The following is a 24636-nucleotide window of genomic DNA, read 5'->3' on the forward strand; positions in this document are numbered from 1 at the left end:
AACGATAAGCACCAGCGAGCCCGGGATTTACTCTGCGGCTTGCGCCATTTGTGCCGCGACCAGTTCGAGCGCCTGCCCGATCACCTCCGGACCCGCGCCGGGTTTGTTGGCATTTTCAGACAAGTGCCTTCGCCATATACGTGCGCCCGGTTGTCCTGCGAACAGGCCAAGCATGTGACGGGTCACGGAATGCAGACGTCCCCCTGAAACCAAATGGTGTTCTACATAGGTCATCATCTCCTGCGCGACATGTTCGCGTGTCACATGGCGATCATCGCCAAAGATCGTGCTGTCGGCATCTTGCAGGACCGAATACGGGTCGTGATAGGCCGCTCGCCCGATCATCACGCCGTTCATTCCGGCATCCAGCAGACCGCATGCCTCGGCCAGCGTGTTGATACCGCCATTAATCGACAGATGCAGATGCGGAAATTCCTGTTTCATGCGCAGCACCAGATCATAATCAAGCGGAGGAATGGTCCGGTTTTCCTTAGGACTAAGTCCCTGCAACCAGGCCATCCTCGCATGAATGGTCATGCGCCTTATTCCCGCGCGATCCATCGTTTGAATAAAGTGCGGAAGTATCTCCGCCGGGTTCTGATCGTCCACACCGATCCGGCATTTGACTGTGACTTCGATACTACTCGCGTCCTGCATGGCTGTTACGCACCGCGCAACAAGATCGGGGTCCGTCATCAGTACCGCGCCGAAGCAACCTGATTTCACGCGGTCCGAAGGGCAGCCGACATTCAGGTTGATCTCGTCATATCCTGCCTCGCAGGCCATTTTGCACGCTTGTGCTAGTTCTTTCGGATCAGACCCACCCAGTTGTACCGCTACCGGGTGTTCCGCCGTGTCGAAGTCGAGCAGGTGCCGGGCATTTCCTCTGACCAGAGCCGGGGCCGTAACCATCTCCGTGTAAAGCAGTGCCTGACGAGAAATCAGGCGGTGGAAGTACCGGCAATGCCGGTCCGTCCAATCCATCATCGGGGCAATACTCAGTGTGGCGTGTTGGTCTAAAGTCATTTGCAATCATTCGTTTCGGGATCGAATGCCCATTTTGCGCAGAGGCAAATATATCACATCGTAAATGCAGGACACACGTGCGCCATGTAACCGCTTCATGGTCAGGTGCAAGCTTCTGGTCTTTAGAAATCGCTGACGACACCCCACGCCCGCAGAAAGAACATGAATTATCACCTACGCGATCTTGTGACGAACCAGCCATTTGCGTCACATTAGGCAGCGCTCCCCAATGGCCACAGAACATAAGGGGGAGAGGTCCGTAACGCCGAGACAGGAATACCTACTCAGGTGGCACGTCTCGCTGAAAGTTCTTGTTCAAGCATCGCACGAAGCATTTCGCGGTTCACGGCATCCGTCACGAAGGCTTCTCCGATCCCGCGTGCAAGGATGAAGCGCAGTTTGCCATCCATAACCTTCTTGTCCTGTGCCATCAATTCGATCAGAGCATCAGCATCCGGCAGGTCCCCGTCGATATCCGCGAAATCGGTCTTCATACCCATCTTGCGCAGATGCGCGCGAACGCGGCTGGGATCCTCCTGCGAACATAGCCCCATGCGTGACGACAGATCGAAGGCCAGCGCACATCCGACAGCCACGCCCTCACCATGCAGCAGACGGCTGGAGTAGCCGGTGGCCGCTTCCAGCGCGTGACAAAATGTATGACCAAGATTCAGCAGCGCACGATCTCCCTGTTCGGTTTCGTCCCGCGCTACAATCTCGGCCTTCATCTCGATCGACCGTTTGACGGCGGCGCGTCGTGCGGCACGATCTCCCTCCGCGATTTTCGGGGCATCCATTTCGAGGCGTTCGAAGAATGCTGAATCTCCCAGAAGCCCGTATTTCGCGACCTCACCATAGCCCGCCAGAAAGTCTCGCGCAGGCAAGGTATCCAGCACGGCGATATCCGCCAAGACGAGCGATGGCTGATGAAAGGCACCTACCAGGTTCTTGCCTTGGGGTGCGTTGATTCCCGTCTTGCCACCAACGGAACTGTCCACCTGCGCCAACAGCGATGTCGGGATCTGCACGAACCGCACCCCACGCCGCAGGATGGCGGCGGCAAAGCCAACAAGATCGCCGATCACCCCGCCGCCGAGCGCGATTACCACGTCGCGGCGCTCGATCTTCTGGTCGAGCAGCCATTCGACCGTGCGAGATAGTTCCGTCCAGCATTTCGTAGCCTCGCCTGCGGGCAGGATTAGGGCGGTGCTTTCGATGCCCGCATCGGCGAATGCGTCAGTCAGCGGTTTCAAATGTAGCGCCGCTACGTTCTGATCAGTAACGATGGCAACGCGCGAGCGCGACAGAAGTGGCGCAACGCGCTCGCCCGCACGTCCGATCAGGCCTTCCCCGATTTCGACATCGTAGCTGCGGCTGCCAAGTTCTACGCGGACCGTATCAATTTGATTGGACATGATTGTTCGCCTTCAAAACTTCGGGATGCTCGGCCAAGGTGTCGCGAACCTTCTTGGCCATGTCCTCCACCGATCTGTTGTGTTCCGCCCGAACATGTATAGGTGCCTGCGCATAGAATGGCGTGCGTACTTTCACCATATCGGCCAAAGTCTGATACGGGTCCGACGTCATCAGCAAGGGGCGTGTCGTCCGATGACGCACCCGCGCCCATAGCAGGTCGAGCGGCGCGTCCAGCCAAAGCGCGGTAGCGTGGCTGCCGATCAGATCTCGATTTCGTTCCTGAAGATACGCGCCGCCACCGGTGGACAGAACCATGGGTTTTGCGGACAGAAGGCGTTCGAGAACCTGCGTTTCTTTCTGCCGGAAGAACGGCTCGCCATGATCGCGGAAAATTTCCGCAATAGTGCGGTTGGCAGCGCGTTCGATTTCATCGTCCTGATCTATGAACGGTACATTGAGCAGCCGGGCCAGCGCCGTGCCCACCGCTGTTTTTCCCGCGCCCATCATGCCCACGAGCACCACGGTTTTCTTTAATTCATAAGCCACGCAGGCCGAACTCCGCATATTCGTAACATTTTGCCCTTCTATGGCGTGATCTTGCCGAAGTGACCAGTTATAATCCTGAAAAGCCGCGAGAGCAGGTTAAACACAGGCAGCCCAATGATCAGATTTCTGAAGATTCTTCTTATCCTTATCGTCCTCGGATTCCTCGGCTTGTCGGGTTACGCCTATTTTGGCGATATCAGCCCGAACCAGTCGGAAACGCGAATTCCGGTGGAGTTGGATGGCGAGTAGGTCCGGACTAGCCCTTTCTTCCGCTTTCGCGACGATTCTGGCGACGCAGGCAGTGGCGCAATCCGAGTCGGCACCACTGTCCGCAATTCCTTGGCTGTCGGAAAGCCTGGATCAGCCACAGCCGACGGCGGAGCCGCCAGCTACACCAGCCAAGCCCATAGGCAGGATCACCGTCCGATCACTGGATGAAACGCTGCCCGACGCGTCCGGGTTGGAAAAGGCCGAAGCCTTTGGGCTGCCGCCCGATCTGTGGAGCGGATCGGACCCGGAGCGACTGGCGGAGTTGATCGCGACCATGCCCGCGCAGCAGTTGCCCGCGATGCAACGGTTGTTTCACACGCTGATGATTGCAGAAACGCGCGATCCGCCTGTCGGCGACGGATCGCTCTTGCGGGCACGCGTGGATGCGCTGCTCGGAACCGCCGCGCTGGCCGACGCGCGAAGCTTGATCGAACGCACCGGCACCACCTCGCCGGACATGTTCCGCCGCTGGTTCGACATTGCGCTTCTGACCGGAACCGAAGATCGCGGTTGTGCGACACTGGACGCCAGCCCCGAATTGTCGCCCAGCTATGAGGCACGGGTATTCTGTCTGGCCCGCGTCGGGCGATGGACCACGGCGGCGCTAACGCTGGAAACGGCAACCGCGCTTGGCCGAATCGACATGCAGTCGCGCGACTTGCTGGCGCGTTTTCTTGACCCCGAGTTGTTCGAGGGTGAACCCGACCTGCCCCTGCCTGAGCCTATAACACCGCTCGACTACCGCCTACTGGAAGGGATCGGCGAGCGCGTTCCAACACAGGATTTGCCGCTGGCCTTCGCCCATTCAGATCTGCGTCACGTCATCGGCTGGAAGGCGCAGATTGTCGCAAGCGAACGGCTGGTGCGCGACGGGGCGATCGACAGCAAAGACCTGTTGACTATCTATACGACGCGGCGACCCTCTGCCTCGGGAGGAGCCTGGGACCGCGTTGCCGCGATTCAGGCGCTGGACATCGCGATCAACGCGGGAGATACAAAATCCGTCGCACGGGCACTGACACATTGCGCGCCCTTGATGGAAGAAAACGGGCTAGAGGCTGCGCTTGCACATATGATGGCGCTCCGCTTGTCGCGGCTGGCTCTGGATGGCAGCGCGGCGCAAACCGCCTATGAACTGGCACTGGTCTCCAACTCTGGAGCGGCCTTCCTGCCGCCCGACGATTCGATCGAGATGCCACCGCACCTTCAGTTCGCATCAGCCGTTGCACTTGACAGGTTGTCCGAAGCTTCCCCGCCCGATAGCCGTAGCGCAATTCTCGCAGAAGTGCTGCTAAGCGGCGAGGTTCCGGTCGAAACCAAGGACATGATGCGGAACGGTCGCGTTGGTGAGGCGCTACTTCTGGCCCTACATGATCTGGCAAGCGGAACCGAAACCGACCCCGATGATATCGCGCGGGCGTTGAATGTGCTGATTGCCGGAGGGCAGGAAACCGTAGCCCGCCATGCAGCACTGCAATTCATTCTTTTGGACCAGCGCGCATGAGCACCCGATGGATCAGCGGCTTTCTGGAGGCGCAGGCCGCCGAACTGGACGCCGCACGCAATACCTTGCTGGCCTATGGGCGTGACCTGAAAGACTTCGACGAATGGCTGGCCCGCCATAATATCGGCATGGACACTGCCATGCGCGCAGATGTCGAAGCCTATCTGGAATGGTGCAACGCGCAGGGGCTGGCCCGCGCAACGCGTGCGCGGCGACTGGCCTCGATCCGGCAACTCTATCGCTTCGCCTTCGAGGAAGGGTTTCGTGCCGACAATCCCGCGATTCAGATCAAGGGACCGGGCAAAACCAAGCGGCTACCCAAGACACTCGGCGTAGACGAAATTTCCGCGATGCTGGAACAGGCCGGATCGTCCGGACGAAATGCAACCGAAAAGATGCGCAACAGTTGCATGATGGAGGTGCTTTACGCCACCGGTCTGCGGGTCAGCGAACTGGTTACCCTGCCCGTCGCGGCAGCACGCGGTGACCCGCAGGTTCTCTATGTGCGCGGCAAGGGCGGCAAGGAGCGCCTGGTGCCTCTGTCTCGGCCCGCGCGCGCGGCCTTGGCCGCTTGGCTGCAACATCGAGACGCGCTGGAAGACATCGCCCTGCGCGAAAAGGGCAAGCCGCGTTCGCCCTATCTGTTTCCTAGTTGGTCCAAAGCCGGTCATATCACACGACAGAATTTCTTTATCACGATCAAGCGGATCGCGCTGGATGCAGGCATCAACCCTGACAAGGTCACGCCCCATACGTTGCGTCATGCTTTTGCCACGCATCTTTTGGAAAACGGCGCGGACCTGCGCGCAATTCAATTACTTCTGGGGCATTCCGACCTGTCTACGACGGAAATTTACACCCATGTAATCGAGGCGCGGCTGAAGGAGTTGGTACTGGAACATCACCCGATGGCAAAGGACTAGGTCTTTCCAAGTCGCCCGATGCGCCCTATGTGAGCCGCATGACAAAGACATTGCATATCATCGGGGCCGGAATGGCCGGGTCGGAAGCGGCATGGCAGGCGGCAAACGCTGGCGTGCCCGTGGTGCTGCACGAAATGCGCCCAAAGGTCGAAACCTTCGCGCACAAGACCGGTAATTTCGCGGAAATGGTATGTTCCAATTCCTTCCGTTCCGATGATGACGAGCAGAACGCCGTCGGGTTGCTGCATTGGGAAATGCGTCAGGCGGGTGGCCTGGTCATCTCCATGGCCGACCAACATGCCCTGCCAGCGGGTGGTGCCTTGGCAGTTGATCGCGAACCTTTCGCCGAAGCGATCACGGCAAAGCTGCGTGCGCATCCGCTGATCACGGTGTCCGACGATGAGATCACCGCCCTGCCGCCTGCGGATCAGCCTACGATCATCGCCACCGGCCCACTGACCTCGGGCGCGCTTGCCGAAGCAATCCGGGCGGAAACAGGGGAAGAAGCGCTGGCCTTTTTCGATGCCATCGCGCCCATCGTCTACGCCGAAAGCATTGACATGTCGAAAGCGTGGTTCCAGTCGCGCTATGACAAGGGCGAGACGGAAGAAGAACGCAAGGCCTATCTCAACTGCCCGATGGACAAGGCGACCTATGAAGCCTTCATCGACGCGCTGATCGAATCCGACAAGACCGAATTCCACGAAGGCGAAACCGCCAAGTATTTCGACGGATGTCTGCCCATTGAGGTCATGGCGGAACGCGGCCGGGAAACCCTGCGCTTCGGCCCCATGAAACCCGTTGGTCTGACGAACCCGCATGAGCCCGACGTGAAACCCTATGCTGTTGTACAATTGCGCCGCGATAACGCCCTTGGCACGCTGTTCAACATCGTAGGCTTCCAGACCAAGATGAAGTACGGCGCTCAGGCCGATATCCTGCGCATGATCCCGGGGCTGGAAGAGGCGCGCTTTGCCCGGCTGGGCGGCATTCATCGCAACACCTTCCTGAACTCGCCCACCCTGCTCGATGGCCAGATGCGACTACGGTCTAAACCGCATATCCGCTTTGCCGGGCAGATCACGGGTGTGGAAGGCTATGTCGAAAGCTGTTCCATGGGCCTGCTGGCCGCACGTCTCGCGGTTGCGGAACTGACAGGGCGTGACTTGCCACCTGTGCCGTCGGACACTGCCATCGGCGCGCTGGTGACGCATATCACCGGCGGTGCTGACGCCAAGACCTTCCAGCCGATGAACGTCAATTTCGGCCTGTTCCCACCGATCGACGCCAAGGGCGGACGCCGTGGACGAAAAGAACGCTACAAGGCCTATACTGACCGGGCGAAGGTATCCTGGGCCGGATGGCTGGAACATTTCGACGCCGCTGAAAAACCGGAAACCGTTTGAATGCCGGGGCTTGTGCCGCGCTAACCCGCGCAACATATATCTAGCCATGCTGTATTTGCTTGCCCTTCTTCTGCCTCCGCTGGCGATCATGCTCGCCGGTCGCATCTTCATCGGCCTGATCGTTCTGGTGATCTGGATTCCCGCCCTATTTTTCTCGGGCGGGCTGACGCATCCCATGTTCATCATCCTCGCATGGTTCCTGATCCATCAATCGGCCACGAACCGCCGCGCTGACCGTTTCATGCGGGACATGACCCGCGAACGGGACTGATCAGTGGTCAGGACGCGGTTTGCGCCATCGCCCACCGGCCCGTTGCATCTGGGACATGCCTACTCGGCGCTTCTGAATTTCGACGCGGCTAGACGATATTCCGGTGAGTTTCTTCTAAGACTCGAAGACATCGATCAAAGTCGCGCGCGGCCTGAATGGGAACGGCTGATCCATGACGATCTGCGATGGCTCGGGCTGGAATGGCCTGAGCCGGTAATGGTGCAATCACAACGTTTGCCAGTCTACCGCGCGGCGCTGTCTCGACTGTGGGATACGGGGCTGCTCTATATCTGTACCTGCAAGCGGCGCGATATCGAGGCCGCATTGTCAGCTCCACAGGAAGGCGCACCGTTGCACGGACCCGACGGGTTGATCTATCCCGGAACCTGTCGCCACAGGATGGATACACCACGCCCGCCTGCCCCAATGCCAGAGGAGGCCGTTCTACGGCTGGACATGGCGAAAGCGCTGGATCGCATCCCCGCCAAACGGCTGATATTTGACGAGACGGGCGCGCCCCATGCCGGAGACGCCGAACTCGACCGCGACACGCTAATCAAGCGGGTCGGCGACTTCATCCTTGCGCGCGCAGGCATGGGAACCTCCTATCACCTGTCGGTCGTGATAGACGATGCCGAGCAACAGATCACCGATGTGATCCGGGGCGAAGACCTGTTCGACGCCACGGCGATTCACGTTGTGTTGCAGGCGCTGCTCGACCTGCCCACCCCGCGATACCACCACCACCATCTTATCCGCGACGAAACCGGCAAGCGACTGGCAAAGCGCGACGACGCACGTGCGATCCGGCTGTACCGCCAAGACGGCGCGACGCCCAAGCAGATCAGACAGATGGTCGGGCTGTCTACACCATCGGCTTCATGATCTCGGTTTCGCCTTCCGCATTCACCGAAGTGAAGAAACAGCTTCTACGGTTCGTGTGGCATGCGGGTCCGGTTTGATCCACGAGCACCAGAAGGCAGTCGCGGTCACAATCCACGCGCATCTCGACCAGTGTCTGAACATGCCCGCTGGTTTCGCCCTTGACCCAAAATTTTTGCCGCGAACGCGACCAATAGGTCACTTTTCCGCCGTCGAGCGTCTTTTTCACGGCGTCCGCATTCATCCACGCGACCATAAGTACCTCATGGCTGGAATGATCCTGTGTCACGACGGGGATAAGTCCGTTGGCATCGTATTTCAGGCTGCTCGGATCGAAAGCCATGTCGGGTCCTTTGCTTTGACAAACACGACGCCTATGTAGGAGACTCGACCGAGAAGGGAAAGCCACCATGCCGGAAGCGGATCTGATCAAGCTCTATTCCAAGAAGATCCTGGCGCTTGCCACGAGTATCCCGCATCAGGGGCATCTGGACACGCCGGACGGATCGGCCAGCAAACGCGCGCCGCTTTGCGGGTCGGTGGTATCGGTCGATATCGGCGTTGAGGACGGGCGCATCACCCAGTTTGCCCAAGACGTAAAGGCCTGTGCGCTGGGACAGGCGACCGCCGCTGTCGTAGGCACCCATGTGATCGGGCGAAGCCGGGCCGAAGTTCAGACCGCGCGCGACCAACTCGCCGCTATGCTAAAGGAAGGTGGCCCGACCCCCGACGCGCCCTTCGAGGATCTGGAAGTCATGCTTCCCGCGCGGGACTATGGCAACCGCCATGGGTCTATCCTGCTGAGCCTCGACGCGACGCTGGCCGCACTGGACGACGCCGCCCGTCGTGCCTGCGCCTGACGCCCTTAGACTGAACAGAAAAAGCGCCGCCTCCGGGACAGTGGAGACGGCGCAGTGAAGGCGATCGCCCCTCGCGCGAAAGGCAGGTGGAACCATGGGGACATGGCCGCGCGATGGCGCAAATCGCAGGCAGATCAGAACAGAATGGGCAGGTGGAACAAGAACAAGAAAGCCAGCATCAACGCGCTTGCACCAAGCAAATCCTGCCACAGATCGCGTGACGTGCGCTGAAATACATCCTTAAGATCGTTCAACATTGTCGTCTCCCTCGCCGTTGTTCTTGTTATGTTCTGATTCGCGATTCGCGTAAAGAACTTTTTAAGAACATTTGTGAACGAAGCAGATCAGCCGACTCCCAGAAGCCGCAGTGCTCGGTCCTGTTCAAGCAGCCAAAGCAGGGTTCTCGCTGCTTCTCCGCGGTCCGATTTCAGGTCCGGATCGCGCGTCAACAAGGCACGTGCATCATCCCGCGCTGTGACCAGAAGCGCTGTCTGACTTTCCGCATCGGCGATCCTGAACCGTGGCAAACCGGATTGGGCTGTCCCCAGAAGATCCCCCGCACCCCGCATGGCGAGGTCTTCTTCGGCAATCCGGAACCCGTCTTCCGTGTCGCGCAACAACGTCAGACGCCGCGTTCCGCTTTGCGACAGCGGCGGATGATAGAGCAACAGGCAGGTGGATTTCTCGGCCCCACGCCCGACCCGGCCGCGCAACTGGTGCAGCTGGGCGAGGCCGAAAATCTCCGCATGTTCGATGATCATGATAGAGGCGCTCGGCACGTTTACCCCGACTTCGATCACCGTCGTAGCCACCAGAACGCGCGTCTTGCCGCTGGTGAACGCCTCCATCGCGGCGTCCTTCTGTTCGGTTGGCATTTGGCCATGGACCAGCCCGACAACCTCGTCACCGAGCGCAGCGCGCAAACGCTTGAACCGGTCCTCGGCCGACACCAGATCGCGTGTTTCACTGTCATCGACCAGCGGACACACCCAGTAAGCCTGCCGCCCGTCTATCACTGCCTGGCGCAACCGCGCGATCACCTGATCGAACTTATCTGCTGACACGAGGGCGGTTTCGACGGGCGTCCGCCCCGGTGGCTTTTCGTCCAGAACCGACAGGTCCATATCCCCGAAATTCGTCAGGGCAAGCGAACGGGGGATCGGCGTTGCCGTCATGACCAGCACATCCGTCGCCTGTCCCTTCGCACCCAGATCTAGCCGCTGCTGCACGCCGAAACGGTGCTGTTCGTCGATCACGGCGAGGCGCAGATCATGAAACGTCACATCGGCCTGAAAGACCGCATGGGTGCCAACGAGGACATCTATCTGCCCATCGGCCACATCCTTCAGCTTGGACGCCCGCGTCGCGCCACCGTCGCGTCCCGTCAGTATATCCAGACGCACGCCAGCATCCTGCGCAAGGGGTTGCAGAGACTCCAGATGCTGCCGCGCTAGGATCTCGGTCGGCGCCATCAGTACGCCCTGCCCGCCAGCCTCCACGGCGACAAGAAGCGACAGGAACGCCACGAGCGTCTTGCCCGACCCCACATCGCCTTGTAGCAGTCGGTACATCTTTCGATCGCTTGCAAGATCAGCTGCGATTTCTTGCGCCGACCGCAACTGTGCCCCGGTCAAGGCATAGCCCAGCCTGTCGACCACCTTGCGTTGCAAGCTTCCGTCGCCGCGCGTCACGCGGCCCTGTGCACGACGCACCCGCGCGCGTGCCAAGGACAGAGTCAACTGGTTGGCGAAGAATTCATCATAGGCCAAGCGCGCCCGCGCCGGAGCATTTCGCGCAAGATCATCGGTATGTTGCGGATGATGGGCTGCCTGCAGCGCATCACGCCATGCGGGCCATTCCTTGCGACGCAGAAATTCCGCGTCAATCCATTCGGGTAGATCGGGCGCCTTGTCCAAGGCGGACCCAACCGCCTTGATCGCCGCCTTGCGGGTCAGACCCGCGGTGAGCGGGTACACCGGCTCATAATCGGGGATGTCGGCCACCTGGTCCGGAACGACCACATAGTCCGGATGCGCCATCTGCGCATGGCCTTCAAACAGTTCCAACTTGCCAGACACGACGCGTCTTGCGCCGAGCGGCAACAGGTTTTCCAGATAGGCGGCACGCGCATGAAACCAGATCAGCGTCAGGGTTGTCTGGCTGTCCTGCGTGACGATCCGGTAGGGTCGCCCCTTCCCTGAAGGTGCATGATGGGACAGAATCTCTATCTCCACCGTCACGGTGGTTCCGTCCGGCAACCCCTGCACACTGTCGCGCTTACGCCTGTCGATGCCACCTTCGGGTAGGTTGAACAGCAGGTCGCGAGGCTTTTCTACCCCCAGGTTGGGCAGTAGTTGGGCGGTTTTTGGTCCCACGCCATCCAAAGACGTCAGAGCCGAAAACAACGGAAACAGGATCTGCGGCCGACCGCTCATGTTGCGCCGATCAGCGCCAGCCACGCATCCTCATCCATGGTCTCGACACCGAGTTCCGCCGCCTTCTTCGCCTTGGATCCGGCGCCGGGCCCCGCAACCAAGAGGTCCGTCTTGGCCGACACCGATCCGGACACTTTCGCGCCCAGGGCTTCGGCGCGTGCCTTGGCCTCTGCGCGGGTCATCTTCTCCAGCGTCCCGGTGAACACGACCGTCTTGCCCGCCACAGGGCTGTCTGCGGTGTCTGGCGCGGCCACGTCCTGTACGTCAAGACGTTCGATCAACCGGTCGATGGATGCGCGCTCGGCTTCCTGCTGCATCGTGGTCACCAGCGACGTCGCCATGACCGCTCCCACACCATCGATGGACAACAGATCATCCCACACAGCGTTGCCTTCTTCTACCGCATCCATTGCGGTCTCGAAACCTGACCAATCACCATAATGGCGTGCCAGAAGGCTGGAGGCGCTTTCGCCCACATGGCGGATCCCCAACGCGAAAATCAGCTTGTCCAAATCGACGCTGCGCGCCCGATCAATCGCGTCGAACAGGTTGTCCGCCGATTTCTCGCCCCAACCCTCGCGGTTCTTCAACTGCTGCATGCCACTGCCGAAACGGTCGCGCAGCGTGAAAATATCTGCCGGTTCCCTGATCCAGCCGTCACGGTAGAACTGTTCGACCTGCTTGGCCCCCAGCCCTTCGATGTCAAACGCCGCGCGCGACACGAAATGCTTCAGCTTCTCTACCGCCTGCGCGGGACAGATCAACCCGCCCGAGCAGCGCCGCACGGCGTCGCCCTCCTCGCGAATGGCTTCAGATCCACATTCGGGACAGACTTCAGGAAAGGTGTAAGGCACGGCACCCTCCGGGCGTCTCGACAAATCCACATCCGCGACCTTCGGGATCACGTCGCCGGCGCGGTAGACCTGAACCCAGTCACCCACGCGAATGTCCTTGCCATCGCGGATCGTTTCGCCCTTGGAATCGCGGCCTGCGATGTAGTCCTCATTGTGAAGTGTCGCATTGGACACGACCACCCCCCCGACCGTGATGGGTGTCAGCCGCGCAATAGGCGACAGCGCCCCGGTGCGGCCCACCTGAATGTCGATGGCCTCAAGCTGGGTCCAGGCCAGTTCAGCGGGAAACTTATGTGCAATCGCCCAACGTGGTGTGGTCGACCGAAAGCCCAGCCGTTCCTGCAACGCAAGGTCATCCACCTTGTAGACGACACCGTCGATATCATAACCGAGCGAGGCACGTTGTTCTTCGATCTTATGGTAATGGGTCAGCAAATCCTCGACCGTCGCGCAGTGCAGCGCCAGGGGGTTGACCGAAAAGCCGAACGCCTCCAGCGCCCTGATCGCACCATCCTGCGTATCCGCAAAACTATTGGAAATCTCGCCCCAACTATAGGCAAAGAACCTCAAGGGACGGCTGGCGGTGATGGACGAATCCAACTGCCGCAGCGACCCTGCTGCAGCGTTTCGGGGGTTGGCAAAGGTTTTCTGGCCCGATGCTTCCTGTCGCTCGTTGAGCGCCGCGAAGTCCTCGTGGCTCATATAGACTTCGCCGCGCACCTCGAAGATCGCCGGGGCACCACTGATCTCGATCGGAATGTCGTTGATCGTGCGCGCATTTGCGGTAACGTTCTCGCCCACCGTTCCGTCGCCGCGCGTAGCCGCATGGATCAGCCTGCCGTCTTCATAGCGCAACGACAGCGACAACCCATCGATCTTGGGTTCGGCCACGTAGGACAGCGCCGCATCATCCGGTAGCCCCAGATACTTCCGGATCGAACGGTCGAAATCGCGGATATCGTTATCGTCGAACGCATTGCCCAGCGACATCATGCGTCGCGCATGAGTGATCTTGCCGAAACCTTCGGCAACTGGCGCACCGACTTGGTCAGAAGGGCTGTCGAGGCGTTTCAGCGCGGGGAACCGATCCTCGATCGCGGCATTGCGTTGTTTCAGCCGGTCATATTCCGCGTCCGAAATTTCGGGCGCATCATCCTGATGATATGCCAAATCGGCGCGTTCCAGCTTTACAGCCAACTCCGCCAGTTCCGCCTTCGCCTGTTCCTCTGTCAGCGCTTCGACATTCGGTTCCCGCACGGTCGGCCCTCACTCCAGCTTCGTGTCTGGAGTGATATTTCGCGGGCGCCCAAACGTCCAGTATGATCAGGCACGCAGGGCTATGGGTTCCATCTGGCTGACAGTATCCGGATCACGCAGGACATAGCCGCGCCCCCAAACGGTCTCGATATAGCTTTCGCCACCCGTGGCCTGCGCCAGCTTCTTGCGAAGTTTGCAGATGAAGACGTCGATTATCTTCAGCTCCGGCTCGTCCATGCCGCCATAAAGATGGTTGAGGAACATCTCCTTGGTCAGGGTCGTACCCTTGCGCAGGGAAAGAAGCTCCAGCATCTGGTACTCCTTCCCGGTCAGATGCACTGGCCCATTGTCAGTCTCAACGGTTTTCGCGTCTAGGTTGACTGAAATCAGCCCCGTATGGATCACGGCCTGCGAATGTCCTTTCGAGCGACGGATGATCGCATGAATACGCGCTACCAGTTCTTCGCGGTGGAACGGCTTGGTCAGATAATCATCCGCCCCCTGCCCGAAACCACGAATTATACTGTCCGTGTCGTCGGTGCCCGAAAGGATCAGTACCGGCGTTTCAATCTTGCCAAGCCGCAACTTGCGAAGCACATCATGCCCCGTCATATCCGGAAGACCCAGATCTAGCAGGATGATATCGTAATCGTAGAGCTTCGCCAGCTCGATACCTTCTTCTCCCGTATCCGTGCAGAATACGTTCAGATCGGCATGGCTAAGCATCATCTCTATGCTCTTAGATGTTGTCGGATCGTCCTCGACCAGCAATACGCGCATCAATGTTCTCCACTTGTCCACGACCTAGCGTGACGTTGGACAAGTTTAGTTAATCATAGGTTAGTAAATCAACTCAAAGTTGTTCTTGGTGACCTTTGGGGCTATTGTCTCCCCGCACTATGGGATTATTGATACGAAGTTAGGGCTGTCGCCACGTTCTGCACTAGATAAACGAAGGATCGCCTCACGGTCGAAGCCGTCGAATCCAATGCGCTGCGGACCACGCATATCGAATTTGTCGCACCTTCGATCAGTTCCACCGTTCTGAGCAACAGACCCGCTCATTGACTCGGCGTGATACTGTCAATCGCCTCAGCATCGTCATGAGCGCATATTGTGCACACACGGATGAATTGTAGCAGAAAACCACGGCTGCTGTAGCTTGTTCAAACACATGAAGCGATTGTGGCGGAGAGACAGGGATTCGAACCCTGGAGACGGTTTCCCGCCTACACACTTTCCAGGCGTGCGCCTTCGACCACTCGGCCACCTCTCCGTGAGGGCTGACGTATACTCACCGCGGCGCGGGTTGCAAGACCTTGCAAGAAAAATTCCGACGCAGCCTGCCCGTTCCGTCAGGTCGCGTCGCCATCCCCGTCACCATCCACCATATCACCCTCGGTCACGAAGGGAGCTTGCGGGGACTTGGACGGTGTTTTAGCCTGCTTGCGCTCGGCAGATGCACCATGCAGCGTCTCCGGATTGCGAATCCAGATGTCCCGCTGCGCAAAGGGAATTTCGATTCCCTCTTCTACAAATCTGCGCGCGATTTCATGGTTCATTTCGGATTTCACATTCATAACGAAGTTCACGTCGCGTATGATCGCCCGTATCTCGAAATCCATAGAATCCTCTCCGAACCCTATGAACAGCGCGGCCGGTGGAGGCGACAGGATGACCATGGGATGTGCTTCAGCAATCTCCATCAGGATACGCTCAACTGTCTTTGTATCCGTACCATAAGCCACACCCACAGGGACGATCACACGCCCGACAAGATTGCCGCGCGTCCAGTTCGTCACCTGCCCCGAGATCAGATCGGAATTCGGCACGATCACATCCGTGCGGTCGAAGGTTTCAATCCGCGTTGCGCGCACCGCGATGCGGCGGACATAGCCCATCTGGCCGTTCACCTCGATCCAGTCGCCTTCGGATACCGGCCGCTCGATCAGCAGGATGATCCCCGAGACGAAGTTCGAGACGATGGTCTGAAGACCGAAACCGATCCCGACCGACAACGCGCCCGCGACGATGGCGAGAGAAGACAGGTTCAGCCCCGCGCTCGTGATCGCCGCGATCCCCGCAAGGAATATCCCGACATAGCCAACGCCGGACACCAACGCAGTCCGAGCACCCTGGTCCAGATCGGTTTTGGGCAGAATCGTCCTGCCCAGCCCATTCTGAACAAGCCGCGTGATCCCGTATCCGAGCGCGAACACGACGATCAGGGTCAACAGCACTTCAGGCGAAAGGCGTGTGTCACCGAGCACGATGCCTTCCCTGACCCGCGCCCATACCTCGGTCAGATCAGTCCAACGAGCACCCCATATCAGCGCCAGGACCGGCAACGCCACCAGCCCCAATAGCCCGCCAACAAGTAACGGGACCAGCCCGTCCGCGATGTCGTCCTTGCCCGTGGTCGCAATACTGTACAACCGTGCGAACGTACGTTGCAGCAGAAAGATAAAACCGAACAGCGCAATCGACAGTATCGCAGAAATGACCGCTGCCTCGGCAATGTTGAGATAGCCAAAACACCCGGCAGAGACGCCCAGCACCGCGACGACCCTGGCCACACGGCCGATCAGGACAATGGCGCCTTCCTCGAAATGGGCGGCCCCCTCCTCTTCCGTGTCCCTCTCATCATCGCGGAAGCGCGACCGCGACAGAACTTGGCCGAGACGAAACAACGGGATGGCCATTGCCACGATTACGATGAAGCCGGTGTAATCCACCGCCAAAGGGTTCAACTCCAGCCCATCGCCAAGGACGACAATGAAGGAATACAGCCCCAGCAAGGGCACGATACTGCGCGTGATCCAACGGGCAGCCGCGCGCTGCTGATTGTCCAGAACGCTACGCCCGATCTGACGGTCTTCAGCCGGGAAAAGACGCAGGTTCAGCCAAAAGCCAACGATCAGGACAAGACCGGCTGCGGGGATGGAACGCAGGACAGACAGCCCGATCGGTCCAAACAGGCCGGAGATACTAAGCGCCGTCGTGAACAGTACTAACCCCGCCCACGGCAAAGCCAGTTGCAACAGGACCACCAGACCGATCGCGGCCATACGGAATGAGGGATTGCCGAGCCGCGCGACCCGCCCTTCCCAATAGCTTGCCCAACGCCGACTACGCACGAAAATGTAAAAACTCACCGCAGCCAGGATCAGCGGCCCAACAAGATTTGTCACGATCTGATTGAGCGTCCGCTCGCCATGAAGACGTTCATTGATCTCGGATGGGATCTGCTTTGCCAAGCCACGTAACACCTCGATCACCGGCGCCCAGTTAAGTGGGTTCAGCGGCGTATCCACGCGCGACAGCAGATCCGCAGTTTCACGCGCCCTAAGCGATTTGTCGATCTCTCTGACGAAACCATCGGCGCTGGAAAATGCCTCGGTCGCACGCAGACTCGGTGCGCGGACGTCAGCCAGCTGCTCTTCCAGTTCCGAGCGCCTGTTCGCGATGTCTTCGGGCTCGCTTTCGCCCTCGGCAGGCGCGGATCCCAACGCATCTATCTGACGTTGAAGGGTCTCGATCTGCCCCGAATTTATACTTTCAGCCTCAAGGAAACGTGCCCGCCATGTCACGATGTCCGCGCGCAGTTCCTCAAGTTGCTGTTCAGTTGTTGACTCGGCCGCAAGAACACGCTGCGCCTGTTCCAGTTTTGCCTGCCATGCATCGTAGTCCGGCGTTTGCGCAGCTTCCTGTGCCCACGCCCCTGCAACCATCAAGACGCTCAGCACAAAACCGAGAAGTAGCCGGGCCGGATAGGCTAGGCGCATGGGATCAATCCTCGAAAACCTCGGGAAGGGATTTGGCCGGACGGTCAAGCCATTCCGGCACGGGCAGTTTCTTTTCGTGTAGGAATGTCGGATTGAAAAGCTTCGATTGATAGCGATTGCCGTAGTCACACAGCACCGTCACGATCCGGTGCCCCGGTCCCATTTCCTTCGCCATACGGATAGCCCCCGCGACGTTGATGCCCGACGACCCCCCAAGGCACAGCCCTTCATCCCGAAGTAGATCGAAGATGATCGGCAACGCCTCGGCGTCGGGGATGCGGAAGGACATATCCGGCGTGAAGCCTTCCAAGTTTGCCGTGATCCGCCCCTGCCCGATACCTTCGGTAATCGAGTCGCCTTCGGATTTCAGTTCGCCTTCGGTATAAAAACTGTACAGCGCGGCACCTTCGGGGTCGGCCAGACCGATCTTCACCCCCTTAGGTTGCAGTGCTGTTGCAACGCCCGCCAACGTCCCGCCCGATCCAACCGCGCAGATGAAACCATCCACTTTGCCATCGGTCTGCTCCCAGATCTCCGGTCCTGTGGTTTCTATATGCGCGCGCCGATTGGCGACGTTGTCGAACTGATTGGCCCAGATCGCGCCGTTCGGCTCCGTCTTTGCCAACTCCGCGGCCAGTCGTTGCGAATAGCGGATGTAGTTGTTCGGATTGCGGTAAGGCGCGGCGGGCACCTGAACCAACTCGGCACCTGCAAGCCGGATCATATCCTTCTTTTCCTGGCTCTGCGTCTCGGGGATCACGATGACCGTCTTGAAGCCCATTGATGCGCCAACCAGCGCAAGGCCGATGCCCGTGTTGCCCGCTGTGCCTTCCACGATAGTGCCGCCGGGGCGCAATTCGCCGCGCTCTACCGCGTCACGAATGATATATAGCGCCGCGCGATCTTTAACCGACTGACCGGGGTTGAGAAATTCCGCTTTACCCAGGATTTCGCAGCCTGTCGCCTCGCTCGCCGCGTTCAGGCGGATCAGAGGTGTGTTTCCGATAGCATCGGCGAGGTTCTTCTGGATGTGCATGCTGCCCCCTGAAATATCGTCCCGTCTTCATTAAGACAGGCAGCGGCAGATGTTCAACCTGCTCCGCTGATCAGGTTAACCTGAAGGTGAACGAAGATCATCCGCCGTGACCGTAATCTGCGTGACGTCGCACGCCCCGGCATGAAAGCCGGCCGCGCAGGAGGTCAGGTAGTAGTTCCACATACGGCGGAACCGATCATCAAACCCCATCTGCCGGATACGGTCCCATTCCTCGTTAAAGCGCACATGCCAGCGACGAAGTGTCTGACTGTAGGATTCGCCAAACTCAAAGCTGCCCACGACCTTCAAACCGGCTTTCGCCGCTTCATCCCGCAATACCGACGGGCTGGGAAGCATGCCACCAGGAAAGATATATTTTTGAATAAAATCAACGTTTTTGCTGTATATGTGAAAGCGACGATCCTCGATCAGTATGATTTGCAGCGCAGCTGCCGCGCCTTCTTTAAGACACTCTCGTAAGACATTGAAATAAGAAGGCCAGTAACGCATCCCGACGGCTTCAAACATCTCGATCGAAGCAATTCCATCATATCGGCCCTTTTCGTCGCGGTAGTCCTGCAGTTTCAGTTCCACCTGATCGGACAGCCCGGCTTTTTCAATGCGCGCCCGCGCGAAATCAAGTTGCTCTTGGCTGATGGTCAGCCCCGTGACTTTCAAACCGCGTTCGGCCGCCGCATACTCCGCAAACCCGCCCCACCCGCAGCCGATTTCAAGAATATGATCGCCGGGTTGCACGTCCATCCGATCAATCAACGACGCGTATTTGGCGCGCTGCGCGGCTTCCATACTTTCCTGACCTGTTTCGAACAGAGCCGAAGAGTATGTCATCGTATCGTCAAGCCATGTCGCGTAGAAATCATTGCCCAGATCGTAATGATAGGAGATGTTCTTGCGCGCCTGTGCCTTCGTGTTCGCCTTTAACCAGAACCGGAATCGTTCAAATGCACGTACCACGCGAACAGCCGTGAACCCGTCCAGCATCATGTCGAAATCGGTATGTACAAGGTCCATGAAGGCTTGCAGATCAGGTGTACTCCACCACCCGTCAAGATAAGCCTCGGAAAATCCCAGATACCCGTCACGCAGCAGACGGGCGAACAAGTCGTGATTGTGGACGTCGACATGCGCCACTGGCCCCGGCTGACCGGAGTCGATCCTGAAGCCTCGCCCGTCGGGCAGTACGACATCCAGCCTGCCATGCGCGATACCCGACGCTTTGTGAAACGCCTCGGCAAAATATCGTGGGAGGCCCGATTGCGCATCGGTGGTGGTCAGAAATTGCATATCTTCTCCGGCTTTGTAACAAAATCCTACTCGACCAGCAGCTTGCGGCAAGACCTTTTCTCTAACCGTTCCTGAAGCGCTCATAACGGTCCAGGGCATCGGTGCGGCTTTTCTTCAGATCGACCAACGGATCGGGCGGGTCATCGTCAACAGACAGGTTCCAGCTGCGGGGGATCGCATCGTAAAACGCCAGCGCATCATCAGACGGGTCGCTATGGTTCTTGGCCAGCCATCTGGCTCGATACTTACCGTCGGGGTCGAACTTCTCCGCCTGCGTTTGCGGATTGAAGATGCGGAAATAGGGCGCTGCGTCCGGACCGCTTCCCGCAACCCACTGCCAGCCAAGCGCATTCGACGCAGGGTCCCAATCGATCAGACAATCACCAAACCAATCCATTCCAATCTTCCAGTGAAAGCCCAGATTCTTCGTCAGAAACGACGCCACAATCATCCGCGCGCGATTGTGCATCCGCCCTGTCACATAGAGTTCCCGCATCGCCGCATCGACAACATCGACTCCCGTGCGCCCTTGCTTCCACGCTTTGACGGCCTGGAGCCGTTGGTCCTCCTGCCACGCGAAATCCGACCATTCCTCGCGCCAGTTATCTGTCAGAAGACGCGGTGTGTGATAGGCTAAATGATACGCGAAATCGCGCCACACGAGTTCCTTCAGATACGTTTCCGCGCCCTTGCATCCTTCTTCGACATGCCGCCGCGCTGCATGCCAGAGCCTTGCCGGGCTGATTTCTCCCAAGGACAGATAATCGCTCATGCCCGATGTCGCGTCCCGGTCGAGCCGATCCCTGTGAATGCCGTATTCATTCAGGCGGTCATCCAGAAACGTCGCCAGACGCTCATATGCTGCCGCTTCGCCCGCCGCGATATGCTTTTGCACCACGCCAGCACCGCGGTTCATTGCGGCCGCCAGGTTCCACTGCGACAGAGTATCGCTGTCGGGCCAGTGTTCAGGCGCCGGCAACCTGTCAGGTGCGGAATCCGGCAAAACGACGTCGCGCGACCGGACGGCTTTCCAAAACGGTGTATAAACCTTGTAGTGATCTCCCTGCCCCGTTTGGACGGTCCAAGGTTCGAACAACACATGCCCGGCATAGCTGCGCGCTGTAAGGCCGGCAGCTTGCACCGCGGCTTTCACGCCTCGGTCCCGCTCGATCGTATCGGGCAGATACAGCCGGGACCAGACAACCATTCCTGCACCCGATTTCTTCGCAAGGTCCAGAAGCACCGATTCGGCATCCCCATGTCGCAAGATCAGTTTCGATCCACGAGCCCTTAGCGAACGGCTCAGCGCCTTTAGTCCTTCCTCCAGCCGTATCTTGGCCGCTGCACCGATATTGTCCACCAAGGCGTCGCGGATAAACAAAGGGATAATGGCCCGCCTGGAAGCGATAGCTGCATTTAGTGCCGCATTATCGTCGAGGCGCAGATCGCGTCTGATCCACCAGATAACCGGGGCACTGGTCATGCCGTCTCCGACATGGCGAACAAATCGGTGTCGTCCGGCACCAGCCCGGCGGCTGTCAGCATAGCGTGGACCTGTCCACGATGATGTGTCTGATGATTGAAGAAATGTACAACACACACGGCCAGCGGCTTCGTGACATCCCGCTTCAGCGCACCGGAATACCAGTGCAGGTCACCGCCGAGCGCTGCATCAGTCAGTTTATTGGCCCAGTCCAGGATGATCTGGTTCGTCGATTCACGCATAGCGACATATGCCTCCCAGCTTCCGGTCATTTCCGGACTGGCGGATATCGGCATGCCAGGCTTTTCAACATTCGAGAAACGGCTCATCCACATCCTGTCGCCCCAGAGAAGATGGTTAAGCGTGCCCGTGATAGACCCGAAAAATGCACCGCGATCCATATCGCGGTCCTGTTGCTGCAATGCCCCGGCCGACGTGAGCTGCGACCGCGACTGCCAGTCATTGTAACGCGCCATCATCCGACAGTAGTCCGCTGTAATCATTTTGACTTGCTCCGTTTGCCCGTCCTTTAACTACGTTTAAAATTGCATTCCGGTTCAATCCGCACAACAAGCCACGATATCCGCTTGAAAGCCGGCGCTGTGCCTCTTATCTTCAGGGTGTTCTTCGGAACTATGGTGATAAACGCGCTCGTAATAAGCGGATCGGACCCGGGGGCGGTACCCGGCGGCTCCACCAAACATCCCTTGTTGGGGGATCTTGGGGCCGAAACAGGATCGACGAACGTCTAAAGGGGTTAGCTTTCACTCGGTGAGGTACCACCGTTATCGGTCCGATAAAGCATAATTGCCAACAACAATCGTGCTCCGGTCGCAGTTGCTGCTTAAGCAGTAACCAAGATCGAAATTTAAGCCCAGTCCTCTAGCAAGGGCTGGCGGGGTCCGCAGGCACCTGGCAACAGAAGCCTGCACTTTACATGCACATGCTAACCGAAGAGTTGCCAATCGCGATCTAGCCTGCCCGCGTCAGCAATCAGTTCGGGTCGCAGATGTCACATCCTTCCCTATTGCAAGAATGATACAGCCGTGACTGCGAGCAGCAGGAACTGGACGCTATTGAGAAATTGTTCAGCCCGAAAGTGTGCGAAAGGGGCTTGTTGACCGATCTGTCCGTCAGCCCGATGAGTTCCGCGAATTGGTACCTGCCTTGCTGGCCCCAGTATGTGATCCGAGTTCACGATTGGCCCGGTCGTCGAACCAGAAGACTTGCTTGCGGCTTCGATCAAGTTGACAGCCCATTCCGCAGCGGATCACACGCCGGTATCTGCGACCGGACAGGTCGTGATGCGTGTTATAGAATCGCGCATAGTGGAAGTTCGCAACCAGTTCGACTTCCTCGGATTTTTCGAGAATCTGGGCCTGTTGCCTTACAACACGATAATGCTGTGCTTGTCGGGCGAGCGGCGGGTGCAGTCCAGTTCGAAGTTTTGGTAACAGTGGCCACGGGTCGCTTGCGCTCCAACAGATTGGCTGGTTCAACTGCGTGAATGAGCAGCACCGCACCCCCGTTGTCCGACCTGTTCCGCAGCTTTCTGCGCATTGGCCTCCTGTCCTTCGGCGGTCCTGCCGCGCAGATTTCGGTCATGCACCGCGAATTGGTCGAAGATCGCGGCTGGCTCAACGAACAGCAATTCCTGCGTGCGTTAAGTCTTTGCATGTTGCTGCCGGGACCGGAAGCCATGCAACTGTCCACCTATTGCGGCTGGAGGTTGCGCGGCGTGCCCGGTGGGCTGATCGCCGGGTTACTGTTCGTTCTGCCGGGCGCTGCGGTAATTGCGGTGCTGGCCGTTCTTTATGCGGAATTGGGTAGCGTCCCGTTGGTCCAGTCCCTGTTTGTCGGCGTCAAGGCGGCGGTCATTGTCATCGTATTGCAGGCTTTGGCAAAGCTCAGCCGCAAAACGCTGCAATCATCGGACAGATGGATCATCGCTGTCCTTGCCCTTGTCGGGATCGCTGTGCTCGACCTGCCCTTCCCGTTGATCATTCTGGGGGCAGCTCTTTATGGCGCGTTCCTTGGCAGGCGTCAGGGGGCGGACCCATCCGACGCACAGAATGCCAGGCTGCCCATGCGCAGCATACTGATCTGGCTCTTGATCTGGTGGGGGCCTGTGGCAGGTCTGGCACTTCTAGACGCGCATTTCCTCACAAATGTTGCCTTGTTCTTTTCCAAGCTGGCCATCGTGACCTTCGGCGGGGCCTATGCGGTTCTGGCGTACATGGCGCAAGAGGTCGTCTCGGACTACGGTTGGATTTCTGCCCCACAGATGCTCGACGCGTTGGGGCTGGCGGAAACCACACCGGGGCCGTTGATTCTGGTCACGCAATTCGTAGCAATGCTCGCGGGTCATATCCAAGGAGGCGTAACACTGGCGCTGGCGGCAGGTGTGGTCGCACTATGGGTAACCTTCGTGCCCTGCTTTCTGTGGATCTTTACCTTCGCACCATATGTCGATTGGCTTGGACAGCAGCCGCGGCTGGCGGCAGCGCTGTCTGCGATTACCGCTGCCGTCGTGGGTGTAATTGCCAACCTGTCGATCTGGTTTGCAGCGCATGTGTATTTCTCCGATATTCACGAAATATCGTTCATGGGAGCGTCCTACGCCCTGCCTGATCCAACCAGTTTCGCCCCCCTACCCGCAGGATTGTCCGTGATCGCCGCATTGCTGCTGTGGCGCTTCAAACTTTCGCTACCGTTGACATTGATGATCGCCGCCGGATTGGGCGCGGGCTGGGGAATGTTGTCGGGCTCGGTGTGAAATCTGCATTCGCCCCTTTCCATTGCCCTCGAATTTCCGCTAGACCGGAACAGAGCCAAGAAGGACGATACCCCGTGACCCGCAAGATCGATTACGGCAACCTCATGCACCGCGCGATGCGCTCGCTCATCCAGCAAGTTCTGGAAGATGTCGCCGAGAACGGTCTGCCGGGCGAGCATCATTTTTTCATCACCTTCGACACGATGCACCCCGATGTCGAAATTGCTGACTGGCTGTCGGATCGCTATCCCGACGAAATGACCATCGTGATGCAGCACTGGTACGACAACCTGACGGTTACAGATGAAGGTTTCGCTGTCACGCTGAACTTTGGTGACAAGCCCGAACCGCTATACGTCCCCTATGACGCGATCCGCACTTTCGTGGACCCGTCCGTCGAGTTCGGTCTCCGCTTCGAGACGCAGGAAATAGAAGAGGACGGGGAAGATCTGGAAGACGCCGCTCCCATGGCAGAGGACGTCACAGAAGACGAAGAACCACGCGAAGCCGAAGTCGTCAGCCTCGACAAGTTCCGAAAATAAGGAGCCCTTGCGCATCAACATTTGCGCTTGATCGCACGGACACATAGAAGCTGTCCCAA

General features: G+C 58.7%; 22 protein-coding genes, 1 tRNA gene and 1 other RNA gene. 10 read left to right on the top strand and 14 right to left on the bottom strand.

From position 1 onward, the window contains the following. Positions 1-27: 27 nt before the first annotated feature. From dusA to FPZ52_RS05600, 3 genes are all read right to left on the bottom strand, one after another. Positions 28-1026: a tRNA dihydrouridine(20/20a) synthase DusA gene (gene dusA, locus FPZ52_RS05590; RefSeq protein WP_146364504.1), complete on the bottom strand. Its 999-nt coding sequence runs from the start codon at positions 1024-1026 to the stop codon at positions 28-30. Between the two features lie 284 nt (positions 1027-1310). Further along, positions 1311-2441, bottom strand: coding sequence for a 3-dehydroquinate synthase (gene aroB, locus FPZ52_RS05595; protein ID WP_146364506.1), 1131 nt, complete (start codon positions 2439-2441; stop codon positions 1311-1313). Then, positions 2425-3006, bottom strand: coding sequence for a shikimate kinase (locus FPZ52_RS05600; protein WP_146364508.1), 582 nt, complete (start codon positions 3004-3006; stop codon positions 2425-2427). Before FPZ52_RS05600 ends, aroB begins: the two co-directional genes overlap by 17 nt. A gap of 96 nt (positions 3007-3102) precedes the next feature. Here FPZ52_RS05600 and FPZ52_RS19390 point away from each other — a divergent pair, with 96 nt between their 5' ends. Genes FPZ52_RS19390 through gluQRS form a run of 6 tightly spaced genes read left to right on the top strand, consistent with a single transcriptional unit; the run spans position 3103 to position 8247 of the window. Then, positions 3103-3237, top strand: coding sequence for a hypothetical protein (locus FPZ52_RS19390; protein WP_276617446.1), 135 nt, complete (start codon positions 3103-3105; stop codon positions 3235-3237). Further along, positions 3227-4762 carry a hypothetical protein gene (locus FPZ52_RS05605; protein ID WP_146364510.1) on the top strand — a complete coding sequence of 512 codons (1536 nt, stop codon included), beginning with the start codon at positions 3227-3229 and terminating at the stop codon, positions 4760-4762. The genes FPZ52_RS19390 and FPZ52_RS05605 overlap by 11 nt, the downstream gene beginning before the upstream one ends. After that, on the top strand, positions 4759-5685 hold the full coding sequence (locus FPZ52_RS05610; RefSeq protein ID WP_146364512.1) for a site-specific tyrosine recombinase XerD: 927 nt from the start codon (positions 4759-4761) through the stop codon (positions 5683-5685). Before FPZ52_RS05605 ends, FPZ52_RS05610 begins: the two co-directional genes overlap by 4 nt. Before the next feature lie 38 nt (positions 5686-5723). Further along, positions 5724-7091 (top strand): methylenetetrahydrofolate--tRNA-(uracil(54)-C(5))-methyltransferase (FADH(2)-oxidizing) TrmFO, encoded by a 1368-nt coding sequence (gene trmFO, locus FPZ52_RS05615; protein ID WP_146364514.1) that lies wholly within the window; start codon positions 5724-5726, stop codon positions 7089-7091. A 46-nt stretch (positions 7092-7137) separates the two neighbouring features. Continuing rightward, positions 7138-7362 carry a hypothetical protein gene (locus tag FPZ52_RS05620; RefSeq protein WP_146364516.1) on the top strand — a complete coding sequence of 75 codons (225 nt, stop codon included), beginning with the start codon at positions 7138-7140 and terminating at the stop codon, positions 7360-7362. Positions 7363-7365: 3 nt separating this feature from the next. Further along, positions 7366-8247: a tRNA glutamyl-Q(34) synthetase GluQRS gene (gene gluQRS / locus FPZ52_RS05625; protein WP_146364518.1), complete on the top strand. Its 882-nt coding sequence runs from the start codon at positions 7366-7368 to the stop codon at positions 8245-8247. Here gluQRS and hisI read toward each other — a convergent pair. Beyond that, positions 8228-8587: a phosphoribosyl-AMP cyclohydrolase gene (hisI, locus tag FPZ52_RS05630; protein WP_146364520.1), complete on the bottom strand. Its 360-nt coding sequence runs from the start codon at positions 8585-8587 to the stop codon at positions 8228-8230. The genes gluQRS and hisI overlap by 20 nt on opposite strands. Before the next feature lie 67 nt (positions 8588-8654). Between hisI and FPZ52_RS05635 the strand changes: the two genes are divergently transcribed. After that, complete coding sequence (locus FPZ52_RS05635) at positions 8655-9104, top strand: iron-sulfur cluster assembly scaffold protein (RefSeq protein WP_146364522.1); 450 nt, start codon at positions 8655-8657, stop codon at positions 9102-9104. 134 nt (positions 9105-9238) lie between these two features. Here FPZ52_RS05635 and FPZ52_RS19395 read toward each other — a convergent pair whose 3' ends face one another. The 10 genes from FPZ52_RS19395 to FPZ52_RS05680 form a co-directional block, all read right to left on the bottom strand. Further along, on the bottom strand, positions 9239-9361 hold the full coding sequence (locus FPZ52_RS19395) for a hypothetical protein (RefSeq protein WP_276617447.1): 123 nt from the start codon (positions 9359-9361) through the stop codon (positions 9239-9241). A gap of 87 nt (positions 9362-9448) precedes the next feature. Next, a complete protein-coding gene (recG, locus tag FPZ52_RS05640) occupies positions 9449-11539 on the bottom strand; it encodes an ATP-dependent DNA helicase RecG (RefSeq protein ID WP_146365672.1) in 2091 nt (696 codons plus the stop codon). Then, positions 11536-13650 (bottom strand): NAD-dependent DNA ligase LigA, encoded by a 2115-nt coding sequence (ligA, locus tag FPZ52_RS05645; protein ID WP_146364525.1) that lies wholly within the window; start codon positions 13648-13650, stop codon positions 11536-11538. The genes recG and ligA overlap by 4 nt, the downstream gene beginning before the upstream one ends. Positions 13651-13716: 66 nt before the next feature. Next, a complete protein-coding gene (ctrA, locus tag FPZ52_RS05650) occupies positions 13717-14430 on the bottom strand; it encodes a response regulator transcription factor CtrA (protein WP_146364527.1) in 714 nt (237 codons plus the stop codon). Between the two features lie 406 nt (positions 14431-14836). Next, positions 14837-14926 (bottom strand) — tRNA-Ser (locus FPZ52_RS05655). A 79-nt stretch (positions 14927-15005) separates the two neighbouring features. Continuing rightward, positions 15006-17435, bottom strand: coding sequence for a DUF3772 domain-containing protein (locus FPZ52_RS05660; protein WP_146364529.1), 2430 nt, complete (start codon positions 17433-17435; stop codon positions 15006-15008). Between the two features lie 4 nt (positions 17436-17439). Continuing rightward, positions 17440-18471, bottom strand: a complete 1032-nt coding sequence (locus tag FPZ52_RS05665; protein ID WP_146364531.1) for a cysteine synthase A — start codon at positions 18469-18471, stop codon at positions 17440-17442. Between the two features lie 75 nt (positions 18472-18546). Continuing rightward, the gene (locus tag FPZ52_RS05670; protein ID WP_146364533.1) at positions 18547-19776 is read right to left on the bottom strand and encodes an SAM-dependent methyltransferase; all 1230 of its coding nucleotides are present in this window, start codon (positions 19774-19776) and stop codon (positions 18547-18549) included. Positions 19777-19837: 61 nt separating this feature from the next. After that, on the bottom strand, positions 19838-21259 hold the full coding sequence (locus tag FPZ52_RS05675; protein ID WP_146364535.1) for a cryptochrome/photolyase family protein: 1422 nt from the start codon (positions 21257-21259) through the stop codon (positions 19838-19840). Beyond that, entirely contained in the window at positions 21256-21762 is a 507-nt protein-coding gene (locus FPZ52_RS05680) for a DinB family protein (RefSeq protein ID WP_146364537.1), read from the bottom strand. Before FPZ52_RS05680 ends, FPZ52_RS05675 begins: the two co-directional genes overlap by 4 nt. A gap of 80 nt (positions 21763-21842) precedes the next feature. Here FPZ52_RS05680 and ssrA point away from each other — a divergent pair. The 3 genes from ssrA (at position 21843) to FPZ52_RS05695 (ending at position 24577) form a co-directional block, all read left to right on the top strand. After that, positions 21843-22192: a transfer-messenger RNA gene (ssrA, locus tag FPZ52_RS05685) on the top strand. A gap of 574 nt (positions 22193-22766) precedes the next feature. After that, positions 22767-24035 carry a chromate efflux transporter gene (gene chrA / locus FPZ52_RS05690; protein WP_146364539.1) on the top strand — a complete coding sequence of 423 codons (1269 nt, stop codon included), beginning with the start codon at positions 22767-22769 and terminating at the stop codon, positions 24033-24035. 74 nt (positions 24036-24109) lie between these two features. Further along, positions 24110-24577 (top strand): SspB family protein, encoded by a 468-nt coding sequence (locus FPZ52_RS05695; protein WP_146364541.1) that lies wholly within the window; start codon positions 24110-24112, stop codon positions 24575-24577. Positions 24578-24636: the final 59 nt, after the last annotated feature.

Source organism: Qingshengfaniella alkalisoli (genome assembly GCF_007855645.1).
GTDB lineage: Bacteria > Pseudomonadota > Alphaproteobacteria > Rhodobacterales > Rhodobacteraceae > Qingshengfaniella > Qingshengfaniella alkalisoli.